This window comes from Citrobacter sp. ABFQG, from assembly GCF_004322975.1.
Taxonomy (GTDB): Bacteria; Pseudomonadota; Gammaproteobacteria; order Enterobacterales; family Enterobacteriaceae; genus Citrobacter; species Citrobacter freundii.
In genome coordinates this window covers 247,442-272,281 of sequence record NZ_CP036435.1, presented here as the reverse complement: position 1 = coordinate 272,281, position 24,840 = coordinate 247,442, and the positions used below count along the sequence as shown (strand labels likewise).

Here is a 24,840-nt window from a genome sequence, read left to right as displayed (position 1 = left end):
AAGGAATATAGCCGTGTCTAAAGAAAAATTTGAACGTACAAAACCGCACGTTAACGTCGGCACCATCGGCCACGTTGACCACGGTAAAACTACCCTGACCGCTGCAATCACTACCGTACTGGCTAAAACCTACGGCGGTGCTGCTCGTGCATTCGACCAGATCGATAACGCGCCGGAAGAAAAAGCTCGTGGTATCACCATCAACACTTCTCACGTTGAATATGACACCCCGACTCGCCACTACGCACACGTAGACTGCCCGGGCCACGCCGACTATGTTAAAAACATGATCACCGGTGCTGCGCAGATGGACGGCGCGATCCTGGTTGTTGCTGCGACTGACGGCCCGATGCCGCAGACTCGTGAGCACATCCTGCTGGGTCGTCAGGTAGGCGTTCCGTACATCATAGTGTTCCTGAACAAATGCGACATGGTTGATGACGAAGAGCTGCTGGAACTGGTAGAAATGGAAGTTCGTGAACTTCTGTCTCAGTACGATTTCCCGGGCGACGACACTCCGATCGTTCGTGGTTCTGCTCTGAAAGCGCTGGAAGGCGAAGCAGAGTGGGAAGCGAAAATCATCGAACTGGCTGGCTTCCTGGATTCTTACATCCCAGAACCAGAGCGTGCGATTGACAAGCCGTTCCTGCTGCCTATCGAAGACGTATTCTCCATCTCCGGTCGTGGTACCGTTGTTACCGGTCGTGTAGAGCGCGGTATCATCAAAGTTGGTGAAGAAGTTGAAATCGTTGGTATCAAAGAGACTGCTAAGTCTACCTGTACTGGCGTTGAAATGTTCCGCAAACTGCTGGACGAAGGCCGTGCTGGTGAGAACGTTGGTGTTCTGCTGCGTGGTATCAAACGTGAAGAAATCGAACGTGGCCAGGTACTGGCTAAGCCGGGCTCTATCAAGCCGCACACCAAGTTCGAATCTGAAGTGTACATTCTGTCCAAAGACGAAGGCGGCCGTCATACTCCGTTCTTCAAAGGCTACCGTCCGCAGTTCTACTTCCGTACTACTGACGTGACTGGTACCATCGAACTGCCGGAAGGCGTAGAGATGGTAATGCCGGGCGACAACATCAAAATGGTTGTTACCCTGATCCACCCGATCGCGATGGACGACGGTCTGCGTTTCGCAATCCGTGAAGGCGGCCGTACTGTTGGTGCGGGCGTTGTTGCTAAAGTAATGAGCTAATTATTGATTAATTAGCTTTGAGCTTAAAAAGGGCGCTTCGGCGCCCTTTTTGCTGCCTGCAATTTAGTAGCTGTCATATTTATTCGCATTTTTTATTCATTCTCCCGCCGCGTAAATAGCGTTGTGCTATTGTAATCATAACTATTCTCATTTACACTTTGCGCAGAAATTGAACGGGAGCGATCATGTACGTTTGTTTGTGTAATGCGATAAGTGATAAAAAAATACGTCAGGCTGTTCGCCAGTTTCACCCTCAGTCCTTTCAGCAATTACGTAAATTTATTCCTGTAGGAAATCAATGCGGTAAGTGCATTCGTGCTGCCCGTGAAGTCATGCAGGATGAATTAACGCAAATGCCAGAATTTAAAGAGATCGCCTAAGTCACACTCTTTTTTTTGACATCCCTGTAGCCCCATCTACGCTCTAAGAGTGGAAGCGGAGGGACTATAAAATGAAAGGTGATGTTAAAATCATAAATTATCTCAATAAACTATTGGGAAATGAGCTTGTCGCGATCAACCAGTATTTTCTCCATGCTCGTATGTTTAAAAACTGGGGACTGACTCGCCTCAATGATGTTGAGTACCATGAATCTATCGATGAGATGAAACACGCTGATAAATATATCGAGCGTATTTTATTCTTAGAAGGGCTCCCGAACTTGCAGGATCTTGGCAAGTTGGGTATTGGCGAAGACGTTGAAGAGATGCTGCAATCCGATCTTCGACTCGAGTTGGATGGGGCGAAAGATCTGCGTGAAGCCATTGCCTATGCCGATAGCGTTCATGATTATGTCAGCCGGGACATGATGATCGAGATCCTGACTGAAGAAGAAGGGCATATTGACTGGCTCGAAACTGAGCTGGACCTGATTGCAAAACTTGGCTTGCAAAATTATCTGCAATCGCAAATTAAAGTCAGTGACTAACCGCCCTGTATCAGATTTACCCAGCCAATAACGAAACCCGCAGCCGCCAGATATGGCCCAAAAGGCAGCGGGTTTTTTAGCATCTGTCTCCCGTAACGGACGCAAGAAATCCCGGTGAGACAACATGCCATGCCCGCGGCAAGTAAAACCAACAGTGGCAATGATTCCCAGCGATGCCATGCGCCCAGTGCGGCAAGAAATTTGACATCACCAAAGCCTAATCCTTCCTGTCGGCATATCAAACGATACCCCCAGTAGAACAAAGCAAATACCCCATAGCCCGCTATGGCACCCCAAAGTGCGTCGGATAACTGTGCAGGTCTGCAGCACTGATGATAAATAAGACCGCCCCACAAAAGAGGGCAGGTAAATTTGTCGGGCAGCAACCCGGTACGCAGGTCATGGACTAAGAGCAACCCTGATAGCGAAACATAAATCAGCAGAAAGGGGAGGTCGATGTACATGGGCAAATCTCATTTGGTAAAGAGTTTACCTTCGGGTAAGCACGCCGGCCCTACAAGTCCGGGATGTGAGTTATGGATGCTCTCTTCCACGGAAAACGCTTTGCATCACAGGACATACAATCAGAGTGGAAGGAGGCCCGCATTTATGAACGAGTGATTAATTTCTACGCGGCACTTGCTTAAGACTGAGATTTACGTATAATGCGCGGGCTTGTCTAATATTGACAGCGGTTCGATATGAGCCACCGGTACTGCGAAAGCAATACCAGACAATGTTCCCAATCGGGGAACTCTGTAAGAACGGTTACACTCTCCCATCAATCGTAATGGGTTTGAGGAGTAGCTATTTCGTCTATAAAATAATTGGAGCTCTGGTCTCATGCAGAACCAAAGAATCCGTATCCGTTTGAAAGCGTTTGATCATCGTCTGATCGATCAATCAACCGCGGAAATCGTCGAGACTGCCAAGCGCACTGGTGCGCAGGTTCGTGGTCCGATCCCGCTGCCGACCCGCAAAGAGCGTTTCACCGTTCTGATCTCCCCGCACGTCAACAAAGACGCGCGTGATCAGTACGAGATCCGTACTCACAAGCGTCTGGTTGACATCGTTGAGCCAACTGAAAAAACCGTTGATGCTCTGATGCGTCTGGACCTGGCTGCCGGTGTAGACGTGCAGATCAGCCTGGGTTAATCAGGTCATCGAGCGATTGAGAGGTTGATACAATGATTGGTTTAGTCGGTAAAAAAGTGGGTATGACCCGCATCTTCACTGAAGATGGCGTATCTATCCCAGTAACCGTTATCGAAGTTGAAGCAAACCGCGTTACTCAGGTTAAAGATCTGGCTAACGATGGCTATCGCGCTGTTCAGGTTACCACCGGTGCTAAAAAAGCTAACCGCGTAACTAAGCCGGAAGCTGGCCACTTTGCTAAAGCTGGCGTAGAAGCTGGCCGCGGCCTGTGGGAGTTCCGTCTGGCAGATGGTGAAGAATACACCGTTGGTCAGAACATTAGCGTTGAACTGTTTGCTGACGTTAAAAAAGTTGACGTAACCGGTACCTCTAAAGGTAAAGGTTTCGCTGGTACCGTTAAGCGCTGGAACTTCCGTACCCAGGACGCTACTCACGGTAACTCCTTGTCTCACCGCGTTCCGGGTTCTATCGGTCAGAACCAGACTCCGGGCAAAGTGTTCAAAGGCAAGAAAATGGCAGGTCAGCTGGGCAACGAACGTGTAACCGTTCAGAGCCTGGACGTAGTACGTGTTGACGCTGAGCGCAACCTGCTGCTGGTTAAAGGTGGTGTTCCGGGTGCGACCGGTTGCGACCTGATCGTTAAACCAGCTGTGAAGGCGTAAGGGGATAGCAATGGAATTAGTATTGAAAGACGCGCAGAGCGCGCTGACTGTTTCCGAAACTACCTTCGGTCGTGATTTCAACGAAGCGCTGGTTCACCAGGTTGTTGTTGCTTATGCAGCTGGTGCTCGTCAGGGTACTCGTGCTCAGAAGACTCGTGCTGAAGTAACTGGTTCAGGCAAAAAGCCGTGGCGCCAGAAAGGTACCGGCCGTGCGCGTTCAGGTTCTATCAAGAGCCCGATCTGGCGTTCAGGTGGTGTGACCTTCGCTGCTCGTCCACAGGACCACAGTCAAAAAGTTAACAAAAAGATGTACCGCGGCGCGCTGAAAAGCATTCTGTCCGAACTGGTACGTCAGGATCGTCTGATCGTTGTCGAATCATTCTCTGTAGAAGCGCCTAAAACTAAGCTGCTGGCACAGAAATTGAAAGACATGGCTCTGGAAGATGTGCTGATCATCACCGGTGAGCTGGACGAAAACCTGTTCCTGGCTGCGCGCAACCTGCACAAGGTTGACGTACGCGATGCAACTGGTATCGACCCGGTTAGCCTGATCGCCTTCGACAAAGTCGTAATGACTGCTGATGCTGTTAAGCAAGTTGAGGAGATGCTGGCATGATTCGTGAAGAACGTCTGCTGAAAGTGCTGCGCGCACCGCACGTTTCTGAAAAAGCGTCTACTGCGATGGAAAAAACTAACACCATCGTTCTCAAAGTTGCTAAAGACGCGACCAAAGCAGAAATCAAAGCTGCTGTGCAGAAACTGTTTGAAGTCGAAGTCGAAGTCGTTAACACCCTGGTAGTTAAAGGGAAAGTTAAACGTCACGGACAGCGTATCGGTCGTCGTAGCGACTGGAAAAAAGCTTACGTCACCCTGAAGGAAGGCCAGAATCTGGACTTCGTCGGCGGCGCTGAGTAAGTCGGAGGAGTAATACAATGGCAGTTGTTAAATGTAAACCGACATCTCCGGGTCGTCGCCACGTTGTTAAAGTGGTCAACCCAGAGCTGCACAAGGGCAAACCTTTTGCTCCGCTGGTTGAAAAAAACAGCAAATCCGGTGGTCGTAACAACAATGGCCGTATCACCACTCGTCACATCGGTGGTGGTCACAAGCAGGCTTATCGTATTGTTGACTTCAAACGCAACAAAGACGGTATCCCGGCAGTTGTTGAACGTCTTGAGTACGATCCGAACCGCTCCGCGAACATCGCGCTGGTTCTGTACAAAGACGGTGAACGCCGTTACATCCTGGCCCCTAAAGGCCTGAAAGCTGGCGACCAGATTCAGTCTGGCGTTGATGCTGCAATCAAAGCAGGTAACACCCTGCCGATGCGCAATATCCCGGTTGGTTCTACCGTTCATAACGTAGAAATGAAACCAGGTAAAGGCGGTCAGCTGGCACGTTCCGCTGGTACTTACGTTCAGATCGTTGCTCGTGATGGTGCTTATGTCACCCTGCGTCTGCGTTCTGGTGAAATGCGTAAAGTCGAAGCAGACTGCCGTGCAACTCTGGGCGAAGTTGGCAATGCTGAGCATATGCTGCGCGTTCTGGGTAAAGCAGGTGCTGCACGCTGGCGTGGTGTTCGTCCTACCGTTCGCGGTACTGCGATGAACCCAGTCGACCACCCACATGGTGGTGGTGAAGGTCGTAACTTTGGTAAGCACCCGGTAACTCCGTGGGGCGTTCAGACCAAAGGTAAGAAGACCCGCAGCAACAAGCGTACTGATAAATTCATCGTACGTCGCCGTAGCAAATAATTTTAGAGGATAAGCCATGCCACGTTCTCTCAAGAAAGGTCCTTTTATTGACCTGCACTTGCTGAAGAAGGTAGAGAAAGCGGTGGAAAGCGGAGACAAGAAGCCCCTGCGCACTTGGTCCCGTCGTTCAACGATCTTTCCTAACATGATCGGTTTGACCATCGCTGTCCATAATGGTCGTCAGCACGTTCCGGTATTTGTTTCCGACGAAATGGTCGGTCACAAACTGGGTGAATTCGCACCGACTCGTACTTATCGCGGCCATGCTGCTGATAAAAAAGCGAAGAAGAAATAAGGTAGGAGGAAGAGATGGAAACTTTAGCTCAACATCGCCATGCTCGTTCTTCTGCTCAGAAGGTTCGCCTTGTTGCAGACCTGATTCGCGGTAAGAAAGTGTCGCAGGCTCTGGATATTCTGACCTACACCAATAAGAAAGCGGCTGTACTGGTTAAGAAAGTCCTGGAATCTGCCATTGCTAACGCTGAACACAACGATGGCGCTGACATTGACGATCTGAAAGTTACGAAAATTTTCGTAGACGAAGGCCCGAGCATGAAGCGCATTATGCCGCGTGCAAAAGGTCGTGCAGATCGCATCCTGAAGCGCACCAGCCACATTACTGTGGTTGTGTCCGATCGCTGAGACTCTGGAGACTAGCAATGGGTCAGAAAGTACATCCTAATGGTATTCGCCTGGGTATTGTAAAACCATGGAACTCAACCTGGTTTGCGAACACCAAAGAATTCGCTGACAACCTGGACAGCGATTTTAAAGTACGTCAGTACCTGACTAAGGAACTGGCTAAAGCGTCTGTATCTCGTATCGTAATCGAGCGTCCGGCTAAGAGCATCCGTGTGACCATTCACACCGCTCGCCCGGGTATCGTTATCGGTAAGAAAGGCGAAGACGTAGAAAAACTGCGCAAAGTCGTAGCGGATATTGCTGGCGTTCCTGCTCAGATCAATATCGCCGAAGTGCGTAAGCCTGAACTGGACGCAAAATTGGTTGCTGACAGCATCACTTCTCAGCTGGAACGTCGTGTTATGTTCCGTCGTGCTATGAAGCGTGCTGTACAGAACGCAATGCGTCTGGGCGCTAAAGGTATCAAAGTTGAAGTTAGCGGCCGTCTGGGCGGCGCGGAAATCGCACGTACCGAATGGTACCGTGAAGGTCGCGTACCTCTGCACACTCTGCGTGCTGACATCGACTACAACACCTCTGAAGCGCACACCACTTACGGTGTAATCGGCGTTAAAGTGTGGATCTTCAAAGGCGAGATCCTGGGTGGTATGGCTGCTGTTGAACAACCGGAAAAACCGGCTGCTCAACCTAAAAAGCAGCAGCGTAAAGGCCGTAAATAAGGAGCGTCGCTGATGTTACAACCAAAGCGTACAAAATTCCGTAAAATGCACAAAGGCCGTAACCGCGGTCTGGCTGCTGGCGCGGATGTTAGCTTCGGCAGCTTCGGTCTGAAAGCTGTTGGCCGTGGTCGTCTGACTGCCCGTCAGATCGAAGCAGCACGTCGTGCTATGACCCGTGCAGTTAAGCGTCAAGGTAAGATCTGGATCCGTGTATTCCCGGACAAACCGATCACTGAAAAGCCGCTGGCAGTGCGTATGGGTAAAGGTAAAGGTAACGTGGAGTATTGGGTTGCCTTGATTCAGCCGGGTAAAGTCCTGTATGAAATGGACGGCGTACCGGAAGAGCTGGCCCGTGAAGCATTCAAGCTGGCAGCAGCGAAACTGCCGATTAAAACCACCTTTGTAACTAAGACGGTGATGTAATGAAAGCAAAAGAGCTGCGTGAGAAGAGTGTTGAAGAGCTGAACACCGAGCTGCTGAATCTGCTGCGTGAGCAGTTCAACCTGCGTATGCAGGCTGCAAGTGGCCAGCTGCAACAGTCTCACCTGTTGAAGCAAGTGCGTCGTGACGTCGCACGCGTTAAGACTTTACTGACTGAGAAGGCGGGTGCGTAATGACCGATAAAATCCGTACTCTGCAAGGTCGCGTTGTTAGCGATAAAATGGAGAAATCCATCGTTGTTGCTATCGAACGTTTTGTGAAACACCCGATCTACGGTAAATTCATTAAGCGTACGACCAAACTGCACGTACATGACGAGAACAACGAATGCGGTACTGGTGACGTGGTTGAAATCCGCGAATGCCGTCCGCTGTCCAAGACTAAGTCCTGGACGCTGGTTCGCGTTGTAGAGAAAGCTGTTCTGTAATACAGTAGGCATTCTCAACGAATAAACGGCTCAGCGATGAGCCGTTTATTTTTTCTACCCATATCGTTGAAGCGGTGTTATAATGCCGCGCCCCCGATATGGGGCTTTTTTAACGACCTGATTTTCGGGTCTCAGTAGTAGTTGACATTAGCGGAGCACTAAAATGATCCAAGAACAGACTATGCTGAACGTCGCCGACAACTCCGGTGCACGTCGCGTAATGTGTATCAAGGTTCTGGGTGGCTCGCACCGTCGCTACGCAGGCGTCGGCGATATCATCAAGATCACCATCAAGGAAGCAATTCCGCGTGGTAAGGTCAAAAAAGGTGATGTGCTGAAGGCGGTAGTGGTGCGCACCAAGAAGGGTGTTCGTCGCCCGGACGGTTCTGTCATTCGCTTCGATGGTAATGCATGCGTTATTTTAAACAATAACAGCGAGCAACCTATCGGTACGCGTATTTTTGGGCCGGTAACTCGTGAACTTCGTAACGAGAAGTTCATGAAAATTATCTCTCTGGCACCAGAAGTACTCTAAGGAGCGAATCATGGCAGCGAAGATCCGTCGTGATGACGAAGTTATCGTGTTAACCGGTAAAGATAAAGGTAAACGCGGTAAAGTTAAGAATGTCCTGTCTTCCGGCAAGGTCATTGTTGAAGGTATCAACCTGGTTAAAAAACATCAGAAGCCGGTTCCGGCCCTGAACCAACCAGGCGGCATCGTAGAGAAAGAAGCAGCTATTCAGATCTCTAACCTTGCTATCTTCAACGCGGCAACCGGCAAGGCTGACCGTGTAGGCTTTAGATTCGAAGACGGCAAAAAAGTCCGTTTCTTCAAATCTAACAGCGAAACTATCAAGTAATTTGGAGTAGTACGATGGCGAAACTGCATGATTACTACAAAGACGAAGTAGTCGCTAAACTCATGACTGAGTTTAACTACAATTCTGTCATGCAAGTCCCTCGGGTCGAGAAGATCACCCTGAACATGGGTGTTGGTGAAGCGATCGCTGACAAGAAACTGCTGGATAACGCAGCAGCTGACCTGACAGCAATCTCCGGTCAAAAACCGCTGATCACCAAAGCACGCAAATCAGTTGCAGGCTTCAAAATCCGTCAGGGCTATCCGATCGGCTGTAAAGTAACTCTGCGTGGCGAACGCATGTGGGAGTTCTTTGAGCGCCTGATCACTATTGCTGTTCCACGTATCCGTGACTTCCGTGGCTTGTCCGCTAAGTCTTTCGACGGTCGTGGTAACTACAGCATGGGTGTCCGTGAGCAGATCATCTTCCCAGAAATCGACTACGATAAAGTCGACCGCGTGCGTGGTTTGGATATTACCATTACCACTACTGCGAAATCTGACGAAGAAGGCCGTGCTCTGCTGGCTGCCTTTGACTTCCCGTTCCGCAAGTAAGGTAGGGTTACTGAATGGCTAAGCAATCAATGAAAGCACGCGAAGTAAAGCGCGTAGCTTTAGCTGATAAGTACTTCGCAAAACGCGCTGAACTGAAAGCTATTATCTCTGATGTGAACGCGACCGACGAAGATCGTTGGAACGCAGTTCTCAAGCTGCAGTCTCTGCCGCGTGATTCCAGCCCGTCCCGTCAGCGTAACCGCTGCCGTCAAACAGGTCGTCCGCATGGCTATGTGGGCAAGTTCGGGTTGAGCCGTATCAAACTGCGTGAAGCCGCCATGCGCGGTGAAGTACCAGGCTTGAAAAAGGCTAGCTGGTAATTACCAATTGAATCACGGGAGTAAAGACAGATGAGCATGCAAGATCCGATCGCGGATATGCTGACCCGTATCCGTAACGGTCAGGCCGCGAATAAAGCTGCGGTCACCATGCCTTCCTCCAAGCTGAAAGTGGCAATTGCCAACGTGCTGAAGGAAGAAGGTTTTATTGAAGATTTTAAAGTTGAAGGCGACACCAAGCCGGAACTGGAACTTACTCTCAAGTATTTCCAGGGTAAAGCTGTTGTAGAAAGCATTCAGCGTGTCAGTCGCCCAGGTCTGCGCATTTATAAGCGTAAAGACGAGCTGCCGAAAGTTATGGCTGGCATGGGTATCGCAGTTGTTTCTACCTCTAAAGGTGTTATGACTGATCGTGCAGCGCGCCAGGCTGGTCTTGGTGGCGAAATTATCTGCTACGTAGCCTAATCGGAGGAAAAAATGTCTCGTGTTGCTAAAGCACCGGTCGTTATTCCTGCCGGCGTTGATGTAAAAATCAACGGTCAGGTTATTACGATCAAAGGTAAAAACGGCGAGCTGACTCGTACTCTCAACGATGCTGTTGCAGTAAATCATGCAGATAATGCACTGACCTTCGGTCCGCGTGATGGTTACGCAGATGGATGGGCTCAGGCTGGTACCGCGCGTGCCCTGCTGAATGCAATGGTTGTCGGTGTTACCGAAGGCTTCACTAAGAAGCTTCAGCTGGTTGGTGTAGGTTATCGTGCAGCGGTTAAAGGGAATGTAGTAAACCTGGCTTTAGGTTTCTCTCACCCAGTTGACCATCAGCTGCCTGCGGGAATCACTGCAGAATGTCCGTCTCAGACTGAAATCGTGCTGAAAGGCGCTGATAAACAGCTGATCGGTCAGGTTGCAGCAGATCTGCGCGCCTACCGTCGTCCTGAGCCTTATAAAGGCAAGGGTGTTCGTTACGCCGACGAAGTCGTGCGTACCAAAGAGGCTAAGAAGAAGTAAGGTAACACTATGGATAAGAAATCTGCTCGTATCCGTCGTGCGACCCGCGCACGCCGCAAGCTCCAGGAGCTGGGTGCAACTCGCCTGGTGGTACATCGTACCCCGCGTCATATTTACGCACAGGTAATTGCACCGAACGGTTCTGAAGTTCTGGTAGCTGCTTCTACTGTAGAAAAAGCTATCGCTGAACAATTGAAGTACACCGGTAACAAAGACGCTGCTGCAGCTGTAGGTAAAGCTGTTGCTGAACGCGCTCTGGAAAAAGGCATCAAAGATGTTTCTTTTGACCGTTCCGGGTTCCAATATCATGGTCGTGTCCAGGCACTGGCAGATGCTGCCCGTGAAGCTGGCCTTCAGTTCTAAGGTAGAGGTGTAAGATGGCTCACATCGAAAAACAAGCTGGCGAACTGCAGGAAAAGCTGATCGCGGTTAACCGCGTATCTAAAACCGTTAAAGGTGGTCGTATTTTCTCCTTCACAGCTCTGACTGTAGTTGGTGATGGTAACGGTCGCGTTGGTTTTGGTTACGGTAAAGCGCGTGAAGTTCCAGCAGCGATCCAGAAAGCGATGGAAAAAGCCCGTCGCAATATGATTAACGTCGCGCTGAACCACGGCACCCTGCAGCACCCGGTTAAGGGTACTCACACGGGTTCTCGTGTATTCATGCAGCCGGCTTCCGAAGGTACCGGTATCATCGCCGGTGGTGCAATGCGCGCCGTTCTGGAAGTCGCTGGAGTTCGTAACGTTCTGGCTAAAGCGTATGGTTCTACTAACCCGATTAACGTGGTTCGTGCAACTATCGATGGCCTGGAAAATATGAAATCTCCGGAAATGGTCGCTGCCAAGCGTGGTAAATCCGTTGAAGAAATTCTGGGGAAATAAACCATGGCAAAGACTATTAAAATTACTCAAACCCGCAGTGCAATCGGTCGTCTGCCGAAACACAAGGCAACGCTGCTTGGCCTGGGTCTGCGTCGTATTGGTCACACCGTAGAGCGCGAGGATACTCCTGCTGTTCGTGGTATGGTCAACGCGGTTTCCTTCATGGTTAAAGTTGAGGAGTAAGAGATGCGTTTAAATACTCTGTCTCCGGCCGAAGGCTCTAAAAAAGCGGCTCGCCGCCTGGGTCGTGGTATCGGTTCTGGCCTCGGTAAAACCGGTGGTCGTGGTCACAAAGGTCAGAAGTCTCGTTCTGGCGGTGGCGTACGTCGCGGTTTCGAGGGTGGTCAGATGCCTCTGTACCGTCGTCTGCCGAAATTCGGCTTCACTTCACGTAAAGCAGCGATTACAGCCGAAGTTCGTCTGTCTGACCTGGCTAAAGTTGAAGGCGGTGTTGTAGACCTGAACACGCTGAAAGCAGCTAACATTATCGGTATCCAGATCGAGTTCGCGAAAGTGATCCTGGCTGGTGAAGTCACTACTCCGGTAACTGTTCGTGGCCTGCGTGTTACTAAAGGCGCTCGTGCTGCTATCGAAGCTGCTGGCGGTAAAATCGAGGAATAAGTAGCAGATGGCTAAACAACCGGGATTAGATTTTCAAAGTGCCAAAGGTGGCTTAGGCGAGCTGAAACGCAGACTGCTGTTTGTAATCGGCGCGCTGATTGTGTTCCGTATTGGCTCTTTCATTCCGATCCCTGGTATTGATGCCGCTGTACTTGCCAAACTGCTTGAGCAACAGCGAGGCACCATCATTGAAATGTTTAACATGTTCTCTGGTGGTGCTCTCAGCCGTGCTTCTATCTTTGCTCTGGGGATCATGCCGTATATTTCGGCGTCGATCATTATCCAGCTGCTGACGGTGGTTCATCCAACGCTGGCAGAAATTAAGAAAGAAGGGGAGTCTGGTCGTCGTAAGATCAGCCAGTACACCCGCTACGGTACTCTGGTGCTGGCAATATTCCAGTCGATCGGTATTGCTACCGGTCTGCCGAATATGCCTGGTATGCAGGGCCTGGTGATGAACCCAGGCTTTGCATTCTATTTCACCGCTGTTGTAAGTCTGGTTACAGGGACGATGTTCCTGATGTGGTTGGGTGAACAGATTACTGAACGTGGTATCGGCAACGGTATCTCAATCATTATCTTCGCCGGTATTGTAGCGGGACTCCCGCCAGCCATTGCCCATACTATCGAGCAAGCGCGTCAAGGCGACCTGCACTTCCTCGTGTTGCTGTTGGTTGCAGTATTAGTATTCGCAGTGACGTTCTTTGTTGTATTTGTTGAGCGTGGTCAACGCCGCATTGTGGTAAACTACGCTAAACGTCAGCAAGGTCGTCGTGTCTATGCTGCACAGAGCACACATTTACCGCTGAAAGTGAATATGGCGGGGGTAATCCCGGCAATCTTCGCTTCCAGTATTATTCTGTTCCCGGCGACCATCGCGTCATGGTTCGGGGGCGGGACTGGTTGGAACTGGCTGACAACAATTTCGCTGTATTTGCAGCCTGGGCAACCGCTTTATGTGTTACTCTATGCGTCTGCAATCATATTCTTCTGTTTCTTCTACACGGCGTTGGTTTTCAACCCGCGTGAAACAGCAGATAACCTGAAGAAGTCCGGTGCATTTGTACCAGGAATTCGTCCGGGAGAGCAAACGGCGAAGTATATCGATAAAGTAATGACCCGCCTGACTTTGGTTGGTGCGCTCTACATTACCTTTATCTGCCTGATCCCGGAGTTCATGCGTGATGCAATGAAAGTACCGTTCTACTTCGGTGGGACCTCACTGCTTATCGTTGTTGTCGTGATTATGGACTTTATGGCTCAAGTGCAAACTCTGATGATGTCAAGTCAGTACGAGTCTGCATTGAAGAAGGCGAATCTGAAAGGCTACGGCCGTTAACAGTCGCCCGAGAAGTTACGGAGAGTAAAAATGAAAGTTCGTGCTTCCGTCAAGAAATTATGCCGTAACTGCAAAATCGTTAAGCGTGATGGTGTCATCCGTGTGATTTGCAGTGCCGAGCCGAAGCATAAACAGCGCCAAGGCTGATTTATTCGCATATTTTTCTTGCAAAGTTGGGTTGAGCTGGCTAGATTAGCCAGCCAATCTTTTGTATGTCTGTGCGTTTCCATTTGAGTATCCTGAAAACGGGCTTTTCAGCATGGTGCGTACATATTAAATAGTAGGAGTGCATAGTGGCCCGTATAGCAGGCATTAACATTCCTGATCAGAAACATGCTGTGATCGCATTAACTTCGATCTACGGCGTCGGCAAGACCCGTTCTAAAGCCATTCTGGCTGCCGCGGGTATCGCTGAAGATGTTAAGATCAGTGAGCTGTCTGAAGAACAAATCGACACGCTGCGTGACGAAGTTGCCAAATTTGTCGTTGAAGGTGATCTGCGCCGTGAAGTTAGCATGAGCATCAAGCGCCTTATGGACCTTGGTTGCTATCGCGGTTTGCGTCATCGTCGTGGTCTCCCGGTTCGCGGTCAGCGTACCAAGACCAACGCACGTACCCGTAAGGGTCCGCGCAAACCGATCAAGAAATAATCGGGGTGATTGAATAATGGCAAAGGCACCAATTCGTGCACGTAAACGTGTAAGAAAACAAGTCTCTGACGGCGTGGCTCATATCCATGCTTCTTTTAACAACACCATCGTTACCATTACTGATCGTCAGGGTAACGCACTGGGTTGGGCAACAGCCGGTGGTTCCGGTTTCCGTGGTTCTCGCAAATCCACTCCGTTTGCAGCTCAGGTTGCAGCAGAGCGTTGCGCTGAAGCCGTAAAAGAATACGGTATCAAGAATCTGGAAGTTATGGTCAAAGGACCGGGTCCAGGTCGCGAATCTACTGTTCGTGCTCTGAACGCCGCTGGTTTCCGCATCACTAATATTACTGATGTGACTCCGATCCCTCATAACGGTTGTCGTCCGCCGAAAAAACGTCGCGTATAACGCTGTCGTTTCTAGGATTGTTGGAGAAAGAAAATGGCAAGATATTTGGGTCCTAAGCTCAAGCTGAGCCGTCGTGAGGGCACTGACTTATTCCTTAAGTCTGGCGTTCGCGCGATCGATACCAAGTGTAAAATTGAACAAGCTCCTGGCCAGCACGGTGCGCGTAAACCGCGTCTGTCTGACTATGGTGTGCAGTTGCGTGAAAAGCAAAAAGTTCGCCGTATCTACGGTGTGCTGGAGCGTCAGTTCCGTAACTACTACAAAGAAGCAGCACGTCTGAAAGGCAACACCGGTGAAAACCTGTTGGGTCTGCTGGAAGGTCGTCTGGACAACGTTGTATACCGTATGGGCTTCGGTGCCACTCGTGCAGAAGCACGTCAGCTGGTCAGCCATAAAGCAATTATGGTAAACGGTCGTGTTGTTAACATCGCTTCTTATCAGGTTAGTCCGAATGACGTTGTTAGCATTCGTGAGAAAGCGAAGAAGCAGTCTCGCGTGAAAGCCGCTCTGGAGCTGGCTGAGCAGCGTGAAAAGCCAACCTGGCTGGAAGTTGATGCTGGCAAGATGGAAGGTACGTTCAAGCGTAAGCCGGAGCGTTCTGATCTGTCTGCGGACATTAACGAACACCTGATCGTCGAGCTTTACTCCAAGTAAAGCTTAGTACCAAAGAGAGGACACAATGCAGGGTTCTGTGACAGAGTTTCTAAAACCGCGCCTGGTAGATATCGAGCAAGTGAGTTCGACGCACGCCAAGGTGACCCTTGAGCCTTTAGAGCGTGGCTTTGGCCATACTTTGGGTAACGCACTGCGCCGTATTCTGCTCTCATCGATGCCGGGTTGCGCGGTGACCGAGGTTGAGATTGATGGTGTACTACATGAGTACAGCACCAAAGAAGGCGTTCAGGAAGATATCCTGGAAATCCTGCTCAACCTGAAAGGGCTGGCGGTGAGAGTTCAGGGTAAAGATGATGTTATTCTTACCTTGAATAAATCTGGCATTGGCCCTGTGACTGCAGCCGACATTACCCATGATGGTGATGTCGAAATCGTCAAGCCACAGCACGTGATCTGCCACCTGACCGATGAGAATGCATCTATTAGCATGCGTATCAAAGTTCAGCGCGGTCGTGGTTATGTGCCGGCTTCTACCCGAATTCATTCGGAAGAAGATGAGCGCCCAATCGGCCGTCTGCTGGTCGACGCATGCTACAGCCCTGTAGAGCGTATTGCCTACAATGTTGAAGCAGCGCGTGTAGAACAGCGTACCGACCTGGACAAGCTGGTCATCGAAATGGAAACCAACGGCACAATCGATCCTGAAGAGGCGATTCGTCGTGCGGCTACCATTCTGGCTGAACAACTGGAAGCTTTCGTTGATTTACGTGATGTACGTCAGCCGGAAGTTAAAGAAGAGAAACCAGAATTCGATCCGATCCTGCTGCGCCCTGTTGACGATCTGGAATTGACTGTCCGCTCTGCTAACTGCCTCAAAGCAGAAGCTATCCACTATATCGGTGATCTGGTACAGCGTACTGAGGTTGAGCTTCTTAAGACGCCTAACCTTGGTAAAAAATCTCTTACCGAGATTAAAGACGTGCTGGCTTCCCGTGGACTGTCTCTGGGCATGCGCCTGGAAAACTGGCCACCGGCAAGCATCGCTGACGAGTAACCGGATCACAGGTTAAGGTTTTACTGAGAAGGATAAGGTCATGCGCCATCGTAAGAGTGGTCGTCAACTGAACCGCAACAGCAGCCATCGCCAGGCTATGTTCCGCAATATGGCAGGTTCACTGGTTCGTCATGAAATCATCAAGACGACTCTGCCGAAAGCGAAAGAGCTGCGTCGCGTAGTTGAGCCGCTGATTACTCTTGCCAAGACTGATAGCGTAGCTAATCGTCGTCTGGCATTCGCCCGTACTCGTGATAACGAGATCGTGGCAAAACTGTTTAACGAACTGGGCCCGCGTTTCGCGAGCCGCGCCGGTGGTTACACTCGCATTCTGAAGTGTGGTTTCCGTGCAGGCGACAACGCGCCGATGGCATACATCGAGCTGGTTGATCGTTCAGAGAAAACAGAAGCTGCTGCAGAGTAATCTGTAGTAACGTAAAAAAACCCGCCTCGGCGGGTTTTTTTATATCCGTCATATCCCCACTTATCTACAATATCTGTACTCTTTTTGTTCATCCCCTGGAGTGTTGTATGTGGTTACTGGACCAGTGGGCAGAGCGCCATATTATTGATGCACAATCTAAAGGTGAGTTTGATGATTTACCGGGAACGGGCGAACCGCTGACTCTTGACGATGACTCCCATGTCCCGCCTGAACTCCGAGCCGGATACCGTTTATTAAAAAATGCAGGTTGCCTTCCTCCTGAGCTCGAGCAACGCAGAGAAGCAATACAACTGCTTGAAATACTCGCGGGGATTCGCAAAGATGATCCAAGTTATCCGGAGGTGAGCCGAAGACTGTCGCTGCTGGAACTTAAACTTCGGCAGGCTGGACTCAGTACCGAGTTTTTGCGCGGTGACTACGCAGATAAGCTGCTAAAAAAGATCAACGATGAATAGCGGAGAGAGCATGTACCGAATTGGTGAAATAGCGAAACTGGCTGACGTGACGCCAGATACTATCCGCTACTATGAAAAGCAGCAGATGATGGAGCATGAAGTGCGTACTGAAGGCGGATTTCGCCTCTATACAGAAAGCGATCTTCAGCGCCTGAAGTTTATTCGTTATGCCCGCCAGCTTGGTTTCACTCTGGAGTCGATCCGCGAATTGCTTTCGATCCGTGTTGATCCCGAACACCATACCTGTCAGGAATCAAAAGGGATCGTCCAGGAAAGACTGCAAGAAGTCGAAGCACGTATTGCCGAACTTCAGACGATGCAGCGGTCTCTGCAGCGATTGAATGATGCATGCTGCGGCAAGGCACACAGCAGCGTGTACTGCTCTATTCTTGAAGCTCTTGAGCAAGGCGCCAGTGGAACAACATCAGGCTGTTGATTTCTTGAACTGCCAGGTCTACACTCGCGGCGTAAATTACTACAAACTGGAGATATTATGAGTCGTTATCAGCACACCAAAGGGCAGATAAAGGACAACGCAATTGAGGCGCTCCTGCATGACCCACTGTTCAGACAGCGCGTTGAGAAAAATAAGAAAGGGAAAGGAAGTTATCTACGTAAAGGCAAACATGGCAATCGGGGTAACTGGGAGGCCAGTGGCAAGAAAGTAATTAACTTTTTTACCACTGGCCTTCTTGTTTCAGTGAGTGTTTAAGAGCGGTTATTCTGTTCTTTCAGCAGGTCACGAATTTCACTCAGTAATACTTCTTCTTTCGATGGAGCTGGCGGTGCTGCCGGCTCCTCCGCTTTTTTACGGTTCAGTTTGTTGATCAGTTTGATTGCCATAAAGATAGCAAACGCAACAATAATGAAATCGAAGACATTCTGAATAAATACACCGTAATGCATGACAACGGCAGGGATGTCTCCCTGTGCATCACGTAGCGTTAAAGCAAACTGTTTAAAATCAATCCCACCAATTAACAACCCCAGTGGCGGCATGATGATATCGGCAACCAGTGATGAAACAATCTTACCGAATGCCGCACCAATAATGACACCCACTGCCAAATCGACAACATTCCCGCGCATCGCGAATTCGCGAAACTCTTTAATAATGCTCATTTTATTCTCCCTATGCAGCTGACGTTTATAAGTTTAACAAATGTTTAGGCAATTTCCATTTATGTATTGCCGAAAGGAAAATTTATTAGACCATGAAATATAAAGGGAAATAAAAAGGGCGCTGTATTAGCACCCTTTTTATTACAGGAAGAAAGGACTTGGCTGGAATAGTCGCTCGACGTCGGTAATAAACTTTTTATCTGTCAGGAACATAATTACGTGATCGCCCTGCTCAATGCGCAGGTTATCGTTGGCAATCATCACATCGTTACCACGCACAACGGCGCCAATAATGGTTCCAGGGGGAAGTTTAATTTCATCAATTGAGCGTCCCACCACCCGAGATGTTGTTTCATCCCCGTGTGCGACGGCTTCAATGGCTTCCGCGACGCCACGGCGTAGTGAAGAAACGCCGACAATGTCAGCTTTACGTACGTGACTGAGCAGCGCGGAGATGGTCGCCTGCTGCGGTGAAATAGCAATATCGATCACGCTACCTTGCACCAGATCGACGTATGCTCTGCGTTGGATTAACACCATCACTTTCTTGGCACCCATCCGTTTGGCAAGCATCGCCGACATGATATTCGCTTCATCATCGTTGGTCACTGCGATGAACAGATCTACCTGATCGATATGTTCTTCGGCCAGCAACTCTTGATCCGAAGCATCACCAAAAAAGACGATCGTATTTTGCAGTTTCTCTGCAAGTTCGGATGCTCGCTGTTGATTACGTTCGATCAGTTTGACGCTGTAATCTTTTTCCAGACGACGAGCAAGACCCGCTCCGATATTACCGCCGCCTACTAACATAATGCGTTTGTACGGTTTTTCCAGACGTTGCAGTTCACTCATTACGGCGCGAATATGCTGCGATGCCGCAATAAAGAAGACTTCATCACCCGCTTCAACGATCGTAGAACCTTGTGGACGGATTGGTCGATCATGACGGAAAATCGCCGCAACACGGGTATCGATGTGCGGCATATGTTCACGCATTGTTGACAGCGCATTACCGATAAGCGGCCCGCCGTAATAGGCTTTTACTACTGCCAGACTGACTTTACCTTCGGCAAAATTCACCACCTGCAATGCACCCGGATATTCAATCAGTCGATAAATGCTATCGATAACCAGTTGCTCCGGCGCAATCAGGTGATCGATAGGTACCGCATCGGATTGGAATAGCTTGTCCGCATCACGAACATAATCCGGTGAACGAATACGGGCGATGCGATTAGGCGTATTAAACAGTGAATAAGCTACCTGGCAGGCAACCATATTTGTTTCATCTGAGCTGGTTACGGCAACCAGCATATCGGCATCGTCGGCCCCAGCTTCACGCAGTACGCGAGGATGTGAACCGTGCCCTTGCACGACGCGGAGATCAAACTTGTCCTGCAGGCTGCGCAGACGTTCACCATTGGTATCGACTACCGTGATATCGTTGTTCTCTCCGACCAGGTTTTCAGCCAGCGTACCGCCAACTTGCCCTGCGCCCAGAATGATAATTTTCATCAGTCGCGACCCGTTATCTCATCACTTTTTGATTAGCTTAGCGTAAAAGAAGCCATCGCCATCTTCCGCACCCGGTAAATTCTGACGTCCGGGTTTTTCCGGCGTACCGGTTTCGCTTAATACCGCATCCGGCGTGCGTGCCAGGAAGGCGGTAATTTGCTGCTGGTTTTCTTCTGGCAGGATAGAGCACGTTGCATAAACCAGCGTGCCGCCAGGTTTAAGATGTAACCAGGTTGCATTCAGGATCTCGGCCTGCAGCTGCGCAAGTTCGGCAATATCCCGGTCGCGGCGCAGCCATTTGATGTCTGGATGGCGACGAATAACGCCGGTGGCAGAACACGGAGCATCCAGCAAAATACGGTCAAACTGTTGTTCGCCACACCATTGTTGTGGATATCGACCATCACCCTGTTTTACGGTTGCCTTCATGCCCAGACGTTTCAGATTGTCGTAAACGCGCGATAAGCGTTTTTCATCCACATCGACGGCCATGACGTTAGCTTGCGGAGCAACTTCCAGAATGTGCGTCGTTTTACCGCCCGGCGCGCAGCATAGGTCGAGAATCTGCTCGCCATCTTTCGGCAGTAGATATTTAACGCACCCCTGAGCAGAAGCATCCTGAACGGTGACCCAACCTTCGTCAAAACCAGGGAGGGCGTGAACTGGAGCCGGTGTTTCCAGACGCACTGCATCCGGGTAGTCTGGATGCGGGAAACCGGTTAATCCCGCTGCGGTAAGCAGGTCTATCCAGGCGTCGCGAGTATGGTGATTACGATTGACGCGTAGCCACATCGGCGGTCGCTGGTTATTGGCTTCAAGAATAGCTTCCCACTGCTGCGGATACGCACTTTTAATACGTTTCACCAGCCAGGAGGGGTGTAAGAAGCGCAAATCGCTTTGCGCAAACTCGGCCAGCAGTTCATCCTGACGGCGTTGAAACTGGCGCAACACGCCGTTGATCAGCCCTTTCAGTTGCGGACGCTTAATGACAACCGCGCCTTCTACTGTCTCAGCCAGCGCGGCGTGTGCTGGAATACGAGTATGCAGAAGTTGGTAGAAGCCCACCATGATCAGGTAGTGAACGGTGCGCTGTTTGCCCGTCATTGGACGTTCCATGAGTTGCTGGATCATCCATTCCAGTTGAGAGAGTGTACGCAATACGCCGAAGCAAAGTTCCTGCAACAGCGCTTTGTCTTTATCTGCAACTTTTTGCTGCATGGCGGGCAGCACGTTGCTTAATGACTGTCCTTTTTCGACAACCTGTTCGACGGCTTGGGCCGCCATACTGCGTAAATTAAGATGTTTTTTCATAAGCGCAAAAATAAAAATGCCCGGAAACACCGGGCTTAAAGAGATGAACCGTCAGACCAGACGGTTACCGGGTACAAACCATTCCCGGCGTGAATTAAGCAGATCCTGCGCGCTCATGGCTTTTTTACCGGCAGGCTGCAAAGAGACGAGATTCAGGATGCCGTCACCCGTGGCGACCTGAATACCCTGCTTTGTTGCCTCCAGAATGGTGCCTGGCGCAGCCTGGGTGTTTTCCGCAATAACCGAAGCTTGCCAGACTTTCACTGGTTGACCGTCGATTTCAAGCCAGCTCATTGGCCATGGGTTAAAGGCGCGGATGCAGCGTTCCAATTGAACAGCTGAAAGCGACCAGTCGATACGGGCCTCTTCTTTGCTGAGTTTTTCTGCATGCGTAACCAGTGATTCATCTTGTACCACCGGGTTTATTGTGCCGGCAGCCAGCTGTTTTAGCGTTTCAATCAGCCCCTGCGGCCCCAAATCTGCCAGCTTATCGTATAACGAACCGCTGGTATCTTCTGCCGTAATCGGGCAAGACAGCTTAAGCAGCATATCTCCGGTGTCGAGGCCAACATCCATCTGCATGATGGTTACACCTGTTTCGGTGTCACCTGCCCACAGTGAGCGCTGGATCGGTGCTGCACCACGCCAGCGTGGAAGCAGGGAGCCGTGAACGTTGATACAACCCAGACGCGGCATTTCCAGTACGGCTTTTGGCAGAATCAGGCCATATGCCACCACCACCATCACGTCTGCGCGTAAATCAGCAACCAGCTGCTGGTTTTCCTGAGGGCGAAGAGAGACAGGTTGGAAAACCGGAATCCCTTTTTCTTCCGCCAGCACTTTGACCGGGCTGGGCATCAGCTTTTTACCGCGTCCCGCCGGGCGGTCCGGTTGGGTAAACACGCCAACGACGTTGTGTCCAGAAGACAACAGCGCGTCGAGATGACGCGCTGCAAAGTCAGGTGTACCCGCAAAAATAATACGTAGTGAGTCTGACACGTTGATTCTTGTCCTTAAGCTCGGGCGTTCAGGCGGTCGAGTTTTTCAACTTTCTGACGAATACGTTGTTGCTTCAACGGAGACAGATAATCGATAAACAGTTTACCGACCAGGTGATCCATTTCATGTTGAATGCAGATAGCCAGTAGGCCATCGGCTTCCAGTTCAAAAGATTTGCCGTTGCGATCGAGCGCACGAATTTTTACTTTCTCTGCGCGTGGTACTAACGCACGCTGTTCAGGAATCGACAGACAGCCTTCTTCAATGCCGGTTTCGCCGTCTTTTTCCAGCAGCTCTGGGTTAATGAGTACCAACTGCTCGTCGCGGTTTTCAGAGACATCAATAACGATGATGCGCTGATGAATATCGACCTGTGTTGCTGCCAGGCCGATACCTTCTTCGGCATACATCGTTTCGAACATATCATCAACGATGCGCTGAATTTCTGCATTCACTTCTTCGACCGGTTTTGCGACTTTGCGAAGGCGCTCGTCCGGAATATGTAACACTTGCAAAACTGACATAGTTATCCAGAGTTGTGTTCAGGAGTTGAAAAGATTATTACCTCTATTCTAGACAAAACCCCCTCTGATTGACAGCATCAGTGACCAATCGCAAAGATTGCCAGGACTGCTTGTGGCAGGGGGACAAGGATGACCCAAATCGAAATTTGGCTACGTTTAGCGCAAGTGAATGAACTGTATGGTGATGAGATGGTGCGCATTGCCCACTGGCTCAATACTCAACCGTCGATTAGCAACGCGGTACTCCTGCAGGCAGGATTCTCTCCCCGCCAGGCAAGGCGCTTTTTAACCTTTTCGGATCTGACGCTGGAAAAAACGTTGCGTTGGCTTGAACAGCCTAACCACCATTTTGTGGTTGCCGACAGCGAGCATTACCCGCCACAGCTCCGTGCGATTGAGGATTATCCTGGGGTGCTTTTTGTCGCAGGAAATCCCGCATGTCTTCGCTCGTTCCAGGTGGCCGTTGTCGGCAGCAGACAGCACTCCTGGTATGGCGAACGCTGGGGGCGATTGTTTTGTGAAAAGCTTGCAGCATGTGGTGTGACGATCACCAGCGGTCTGGCCCGAGGAATTGATGGCGTGGCACACAGTGCTGCGATAAACCGACAAGGCACAAGTATTGCGGTGCTGGGAAATGGACTTGAGACCATTCACCCACGACAGCATATCCGTCTTGCTCAGCGACTGATTGAGGCAGGTGGTGCACTGGTGTCTGAGTTCCCATTAGATACGCTCCCTTTGCCACGCAATTTTCCCCGACGAAATCGCATTATCAGTGGTCTAAGTAAAGGTGTACTGGTCGTCGAAGCTGCACAGCGTAGCGGGTCACTGGTTACTGCTCGCTGTGCACTGGAACAAGGGCGGGAGGTGTTTGCTTTACCAGGGCCGATTGGGAGCCCGGGAAGTGAAGGCCCGCATTGGCTAATTCAGCAGGGAGCTATGCTTGTGACGACACCAGAGGAAATTCTTGAAAATTTGCAATATGGGCTGCAATGGTTGCCAGATGAACCTGAAAAATCAATTTATTCGCCAGATCACGAAGAGGTGGCATTGCCATTTCCGGAGCTCCTGGCTAACGTAGGAGATGAGGTAACACCTGTTGACGTCGTCGCTGAACGTGCCGGCCAACCTGTGCCAGAGGTAGTGGCTCAACTGCTCGAACTGGAGTTAGCAGGGTGGATCGCAGCTGTACCCGGCGGCTATGTCCGATTGAGGAGGGCATGCCATGTTCGACGTACTAATGTATTTGTTTGAGACATATATCCATAACGAAGCTGAGCTGCGTGTGGATCAGGACAAACTGGAACGGGATCTTACCGACGCTGGTTTTGATCGTGAAGACATTTACAACGCGTTACTTTGGCTGGAAAAGCTTGCTGACTATCAGGATGGCCTTGCTGAACCTATGCAACTGGCATCTGACCCTCTTTCTATACGTATTTATACTGCGGAAGAGTGCGATCGACTGGATGCAAGCTGTAGAGGATTCCTGCTATTCCTGGAGCAGATTCAGGTGCTAAACCTCGAAACGCGAGAAATGGTCATTGAGCGTGTACTCGCGCTGGATACGGCAGAGTTCGATCTGGAAGACCTGAAGTGGGTAATCCTGATGGTGCTATTCAACATTCCAGGTTGTGAAAATGCCTATCAGCAAATGGAAGAATTACTCTTTGAAGTGAATGAAGGTATGCTGCATTAATCAATCTTCATTCAGTATGAGTTGTTATGGCTAAATCAGCACTGTTCACGGTGCGTAAAAATGAGCCCTGCCCACAATGCGGGGCTGAATTGGTTATTCGTTCCGGGAAACACGGTCCGTTTCTCGGTTGTTCACACTATCCAGAATGCGATTACATCCGTCCGCTGAAATCTTCCGCGGACGGACATATTGTCAAAGTTCTGGAGGGTAAGCTTTGTCCTGCATGTGGCGCTGAGCTGGTGCTGAGACAGGGACGATTCGGTATGTTCATTGGATGCAGTGACTATCCTGCGTGCGATCACACCGAGCTCATCGACAAGCCTGATGAAACAGCAATAGTCTGTCCTCAATGCCAGACTGGTCATCTTGTCCAGCGGCGTTCCCGTTATGGCAAAACCTTCTACTCCTGCGATCGCTATCCGGAGTGCCAGTTTGTCATTAACTTCAAACCGTTATCCGGAGAATGTCCTGAGTGTCATTATCCGCTTCTCATCGAAAAGAAAACCGCACAGGGTGTGAAGCATTTCTGTGCCAGTAAACAATGTGGAAAGCCGATTTCGGCGGAATAAAAA

Annotated in this window: 43 protein-coding genes; 37 read left to right on the top strand and 6 right to left on the bottom strand. The window is 50.2% G+C overall.

All coding sequences use genetic code 11. The features are described from left to right. The first annotated feature begins 13 nt into the window (after nt 1-13). From tuf to bfr, 3 genes are all read left to right on the top strand, one after another. Nucleotides 14-1,198 (top strand): elongation factor Tu, encoded by a 1,185-nt coding sequence (gene tuf, locus WN16_RS01465; protein WP_003031109.1) that lies wholly within the window; start codon nt 14-16, stop codon nt 1,196-1,198. Between the two features lie 185 nt (nt 1,199-1,383). After that, a complete protein-coding gene (bfd, locus tag WN16_RS01460) occupies nt 1,384-1,578 on the top strand; it encodes a bacterioferritin-associated ferredoxin (protein WP_003031111.1) in 195 nt (64 codons plus the stop codon). A gap of 71 nt (nt 1,579-1,649) precedes the next feature. Continuing rightward, entirely contained in the window at nt 1,650-2,126 is a 477-nt protein-coding gene (bfr, locus tag WN16_RS01455) for a bacterioferritin (RefSeq protein WP_003031113.1), read from the top strand. Here the strand turns inward: bfr and WN16_RS01450 are convergent. Continuing rightward, nucleotides 2,123-2,590, bottom strand: coding sequence for an A24 family peptidase (locus WN16_RS01450; protein ID WP_003845247.1), 468 nt, complete (start codon nt 2,588-2,590; stop codon nt 2,123-2,125). The genes bfr and WN16_RS01450 overlap by 4 nt on opposite strands. Before the next feature lie 379 nt (nt 2,591-2,969). On the opposite strand from WN16_RS01450, the gene rpsJ reads away from it, so the two are divergent. From rpsJ to arfA, 31 genes are all read left to right on the top strand, one after another. Then, nucleotides 2,970-3,281 (top strand): 30S ribosomal protein S10, encoded by a 312-nt coding sequence (gene rpsJ, locus WN16_RS01445; protein WP_001181005.1) that lies wholly within the window; start codon nt 2,970-2,972, stop codon nt 3,279-3,281. A gap of 32 nt (nt 3,282-3,313) precedes the next feature. Next, nucleotides 3,314-3,943, top strand: coding sequence for a 50S ribosomal protein L3 (gene rplC / locus WN16_RS01440; RefSeq protein WP_003031117.1), 630 nt, complete (start codon nt 3,314-3,316; stop codon nt 3,941-3,943). A gap of 10 nt (nt 3,944-3,953) precedes the next feature. After that, nucleotides 3,954-4,559, top strand: a complete 606-nt coding sequence (rplD, locus tag WN16_RS01435) for a 50S ribosomal protein L4 (RefSeq protein WP_003031119.1) — start codon at nt 3,954-3,956, stop codon at nt 4,557-4,559. Next, the gene (gene rplW, locus WN16_RS01430; RefSeq protein WP_000617546.1) at nt 4,556-4,858 is read left to right on the top strand and encodes a 50S ribosomal protein L23; all 303 of its coding nucleotides are present in this window, start codon (nt 4,556-4,558) and stop codon (nt 4,856-4,858) included. The genes rplD and rplW overlap by 4 nt, the downstream gene beginning before the upstream one ends. Nucleotides 4,859-4,875: 17 nt before the next feature. Continuing rightward, on the top strand, nt 4,876-5,697 hold the full coding sequence (rplB, locus tag WN16_RS01425; RefSeq protein ID WP_000301869.1) for a 50S ribosomal protein L2: 822 nt from the start codon (nt 4,876-4,878) through the stop codon (nt 5,695-5,697). A gap of 16 nt (nt 5,698-5,713) precedes the next feature. Continuing rightward, the gene (gene rpsS, locus WN16_RS01420; protein WP_001138115.1) at nt 5,714-5,992 is read left to right on the top strand and encodes a 30S ribosomal protein S19; all 279 of its coding nucleotides are present in this window, start codon (nt 5,714-5,716) and stop codon (nt 5,990-5,992) included. A 14-nt stretch (nt 5,993-6,006) separates the two neighbouring features. Continuing rightward, complete coding sequence (gene rplV / locus WN16_RS01415) at nt 6,007-6,339, top strand: 50S ribosomal protein L22 (RefSeq protein ID WP_000448832.1); 333 nt, start codon at nt 6,007-6,009, stop codon at nt 6,337-6,339. Nucleotides 6,340-6,356: 17 nt separating this feature from the next. Continuing rightward, a complete protein-coding gene (gene rpsC, locus WN16_RS01410; protein WP_000529945.1) occupies nt 6,357-7,058 on the top strand; it encodes a 30S ribosomal protein S3 in 702 nt (233 codons plus the stop codon). A gap of 12 nt (nt 7,059-7,070) precedes the next feature. Further along, complete coding sequence (gene rplP, locus WN16_RS01405; protein ID WP_000941208.1) at nt 7,071-7,481, top strand: 50S ribosomal protein L16; 411 nt, start codon at nt 7,071-7,073, stop codon at nt 7,479-7,481. Further along, nucleotides 7,481-7,672 carry a 50S ribosomal protein L29 gene (rpmC, locus tag WN16_RS01400; protein ID WP_000644742.1) on the top strand — a complete coding sequence of 64 codons (192 nt, stop codon included), beginning with the start codon at nt 7,481-7,483 and terminating at the stop codon, nt 7,670-7,672. Before rplP ends, rpmC begins: the two co-directional genes overlap by 1 nt. Next, nucleotides 7,672-7,926: a 30S ribosomal protein S17 gene (gene rpsQ / locus WN16_RS01395; protein ID WP_003031120.1), complete on the top strand. Its 255-nt coding sequence runs from the start codon at nt 7,672-7,674 to the stop codon at nt 7,924-7,926. Before rpmC ends, rpsQ begins: the two co-directional genes overlap by 1 nt. Before the next feature lie 163 nt (nt 7,927-8,089). Next, nucleotides 8,090-8,461: a 50S ribosomal protein L14 gene (rplN, locus tag WN16_RS01390; RefSeq protein WP_000613954.1), complete on the top strand. Its 372-nt coding sequence runs from the start codon at nt 8,090-8,092 to the stop codon at nt 8,459-8,461. A gap of 10 nt (nt 8,462-8,471) precedes the next feature. Further along, complete coding sequence (gene rplX, locus WN16_RS01385) at nt 8,472-8,786, top strand: 50S ribosomal protein L24 (protein ID WP_003031122.1); 315 nt, start codon at nt 8,472-8,474, stop codon at nt 8,784-8,786. Nucleotides 8,787-8,800: 14 nt separating this feature from the next. Further along, the gene (rplE, locus tag WN16_RS01380) at nt 8,801-9,340 is read left to right on the top strand and encodes a 50S ribosomal protein L5 (RefSeq protein WP_003031123.1); all 540 of its coding nucleotides are present in this window, start codon (nt 8,801-8,803) and stop codon (nt 9,338-9,340) included. 14 nt (nt 9,341-9,354) lie between these two features. Beyond that, the gene (gene rpsN, locus WN16_RS01375) at nt 9,355-9,660 is read left to right on the top strand and encodes a 30S ribosomal protein S14 (RefSeq protein ID WP_003031125.1); all 306 of its coding nucleotides are present in this window, start codon (nt 9,355-9,357) and stop codon (nt 9,658-9,660) included. Between the two features lie 30 nt (nt 9,661-9,690). After that, on the top strand, nt 9,691-10,083 hold the full coding sequence (gene rpsH / locus WN16_RS01370; protein ID WP_003031127.1) for a 30S ribosomal protein S8: 393 nt from the start codon (nt 9,691-9,693) through the stop codon (nt 10,081-10,083). Between the two features lie 12 nt (nt 10,084-10,095). Then, entirely contained in the window at nt 10,096-10,629 is a 534-nt protein-coding gene (gene rplF / locus WN16_RS01365) for a 50S ribosomal protein L6 (protein WP_003031129.1), read from the top strand. A gap of 9 nt (nt 10,630-10,638) precedes the next feature. Beyond that, complete coding sequence (gene rplR, locus WN16_RS01360; RefSeq protein WP_000358960.1) at nt 10,639-10,992, top strand: 50S ribosomal protein L18; 354 nt, start codon at nt 10,639-10,641, stop codon at nt 10,990-10,992. A 14-nt stretch (nt 10,993-11,006) separates the two neighbouring features. Beyond that, nucleotides 11,007-11,510 carry a 30S ribosomal protein S5 gene (gene rpsE / locus WN16_RS01355; protein WP_003031131.1) on the top strand — a complete coding sequence of 168 codons (504 nt, stop codon included), beginning with the start codon at nt 11,007-11,009 and terminating at the stop codon, nt 11,508-11,510. A gap of 3 nt (nt 11,511-11,513) precedes the next feature. Continuing rightward, complete coding sequence (gene rpmD, locus WN16_RS01350) at nt 11,514-11,693, top strand: 50S ribosomal protein L30 (RefSeq protein WP_001140434.1); 180 nt, start codon at nt 11,514-11,516, stop codon at nt 11,691-11,693. A gap of 3 nt (nt 11,694-11,696) precedes the next feature. After that, nucleotides 11,697-12,131: a 50S ribosomal protein L15 gene (gene rplO, locus WN16_RS01345; protein ID WP_003031132.1), complete on the top strand. Its 435-nt coding sequence runs from the start codon at nt 11,697-11,699 to the stop codon at nt 12,129-12,131. Between the two features lie 7 nt (nt 12,132-12,138). Further along, a complete protein-coding gene (gene secY / locus WN16_RS01340) occupies nt 12,139-13,470 on the top strand; it encodes a preprotein translocase subunit SecY (RefSeq protein ID WP_001118864.1) in 1,332 nt (443 codons plus the stop codon). A gap of 30 nt (nt 13,471-13,500) precedes the next feature. After that, on the top strand, nt 13,501-13,617 hold the full coding sequence (gene rpmJ, locus WN16_RS01335) for a 50S ribosomal protein L36 (protein WP_000868187.1): 117 nt from the start codon (nt 13,501-13,503) through the stop codon (nt 13,615-13,617). Between the two features lie 146 nt (nt 13,618-13,763). Further along, a complete protein-coding gene (gene rpsM, locus WN16_RS01330; RefSeq protein WP_003031135.1) occupies nt 13,764-14,120 on the top strand; it encodes a 30S ribosomal protein S13 in 357 nt (118 codons plus the stop codon). Nucleotides 14,121-14,136: 16 nt separating this feature from the next. Continuing rightward, nucleotides 14,137-14,526, top strand: a complete 390-nt coding sequence (gene rpsK, locus WN16_RS01325; RefSeq protein WP_003031137.1) for a 30S ribosomal protein S11 — start codon at nt 14,137-14,139, stop codon at nt 14,524-14,526. 33 nt (nt 14,527-14,559) lie between these two features. Further along, nucleotides 14,560-15,180, top strand: coding sequence for a 30S ribosomal protein S4 (gene rpsD / locus WN16_RS01320; protein ID WP_003031138.1), 621 nt, complete (start codon nt 14,560-14,562; stop codon nt 15,178-15,180). Nucleotides 15,181-15,205: 25 nt separating this feature from the next. After that, nucleotides 15,206-16,195, top strand: a complete 990-nt coding sequence (rpoA, locus tag WN16_RS01315; RefSeq protein ID WP_003031139.1) for a DNA-directed RNA polymerase subunit alpha — start codon at nt 15,206-15,208, stop codon at nt 16,193-16,195. Between the two features lie 40 nt (nt 16,196-16,235). Beyond that, nucleotides 16,236-16,619, top strand: a complete 384-nt coding sequence (rplQ, locus tag WN16_RS01310; RefSeq protein WP_001216370.1) for a 50S ribosomal protein L17 — start codon at nt 16,236-16,238, stop codon at nt 16,617-16,619. Nucleotides 16,620-16,726: 107 nt separating this feature from the next. Beyond that, nucleotides 16,727-17,095 (top strand): DUF1992 domain-containing protein, encoded by a 369-nt coding sequence (locus WN16_RS01305; protein ID WP_003845236.1) that lies wholly within the window; start codon nt 16,727-16,729, stop codon nt 17,093-17,095. 10 nt (nt 17,096-17,105) lie between these two features. Beyond that, nucleotides 17,106-17,531, top strand: a complete 426-nt coding sequence (gene zntR / locus WN16_RS01300) for a Zn(2+)-responsive transcriptional regulator (RefSeq protein ID WP_003031145.1) — start codon at nt 17,106-17,108, stop codon at nt 17,529-17,531. Between the two features lie 57 nt (nt 17,532-17,588). Next, nucleotides 17,589-17,807: an alternative ribosome-rescue factor ArfA gene (arfA, locus tag WN16_RS01295; protein WP_003031148.1), complete on the top strand. Its 219-nt coding sequence runs from the start codon at nt 17,589-17,591 to the stop codon at nt 17,805-17,807. On the opposite strand, the gene mscL is transcribed toward arfA, so the two are convergent. The 5 genes from mscL to def form a co-directional block, all read right to left on the bottom strand. Continuing rightward, complete coding sequence (gene mscL, locus WN16_RS01290; RefSeq protein WP_003031152.1) at nt 17,804-18,217, bottom strand: large-conductance mechanosensitive channel protein MscL; 414 nt, start codon at nt 18,215-18,217, stop codon at nt 17,804-17,806. The two genes, arfA and mscL, sit on opposite strands and share 4 nt — an antisense overlap. Nucleotides 18,218-18,358: 141 nt before the next feature. Next, nucleotides 18,359-19,735: a Trk system potassium transporter TrkA gene (trkA, locus tag WN16_RS01285; RefSeq protein ID WP_003031153.1), complete on the bottom strand. Its 1,377-nt coding sequence runs from the start codon at nt 19,733-19,735 to the stop codon at nt 18,359-18,361. Nucleotides 19,736-19,756: 21 nt separating this feature from the next. Beyond that, nucleotides 19,757-21,046, bottom strand: coding sequence for a 16S rRNA (cytosine(967)-C(5))-methyltransferase RsmB (rsmB, locus tag WN16_RS01280; protein WP_044702716.1), 1,290 nt, complete (start codon nt 21,044-21,046; stop codon nt 19,757-19,759). A gap of 51 nt (nt 21,047-21,097) precedes the next feature. Beyond that, the gene (gene fmt, locus WN16_RS01275; protein WP_003845229.1) at nt 21,098-22,045 is read right to left on the bottom strand and encodes a methionyl-tRNA formyltransferase; all 948 of its coding nucleotides are present in this window, start codon (nt 22,043-22,045) and stop codon (nt 21,098-21,100) included. Nucleotides 22,046-22,059: 14 nt separating this feature from the next. Further along, nucleotides 22,060-22,569 (bottom strand): peptide deformylase, encoded by a 510-nt coding sequence (def, locus tag WN16_RS01270; protein ID WP_003031159.1) that lies wholly within the window; start codon nt 22,567-22,569, stop codon nt 22,060-22,062. A 129-nt stretch (nt 22,570-22,698) separates the two neighbouring features. Between def and dprA the strand changes: the two genes are divergently transcribed. From dprA to WN16_RS01255, 3 genes are read left to right on the top strand one after another with little or no spacing between them, the layout of a single operon-like run. Continuing rightward, nucleotides 22,699-23,823, top strand: coding sequence for a DNA-protecting protein DprA (gene dprA, locus WN16_RS01265; protein ID WP_003842154.1), 1,125 nt, complete (start codon nt 22,699-22,701; stop codon nt 23,821-23,823). Further along, nucleotides 23,795-24,268, top strand: a complete 474-nt coding sequence (gene smg / locus WN16_RS01260; RefSeq protein WP_003031162.1) for a DUF494 family protein Smg — start codon at nt 23,795-23,797, stop codon at nt 24,266-24,268. The genes dprA and smg overlap by 29 nt, the downstream gene beginning before the upstream one ends. Before the next feature lie 26 nt (nt 24,269-24,294). Next, complete coding sequence (locus tag WN16_RS01255; protein ID WP_003842156.1) at nt 24,295-24,837, top strand: type I DNA topoisomerase; 543 nt, start codon at nt 24,295-24,297, stop codon at nt 24,835-24,837. Nucleotides 24,838-24,840: the final 3 nt, after the last annotated feature.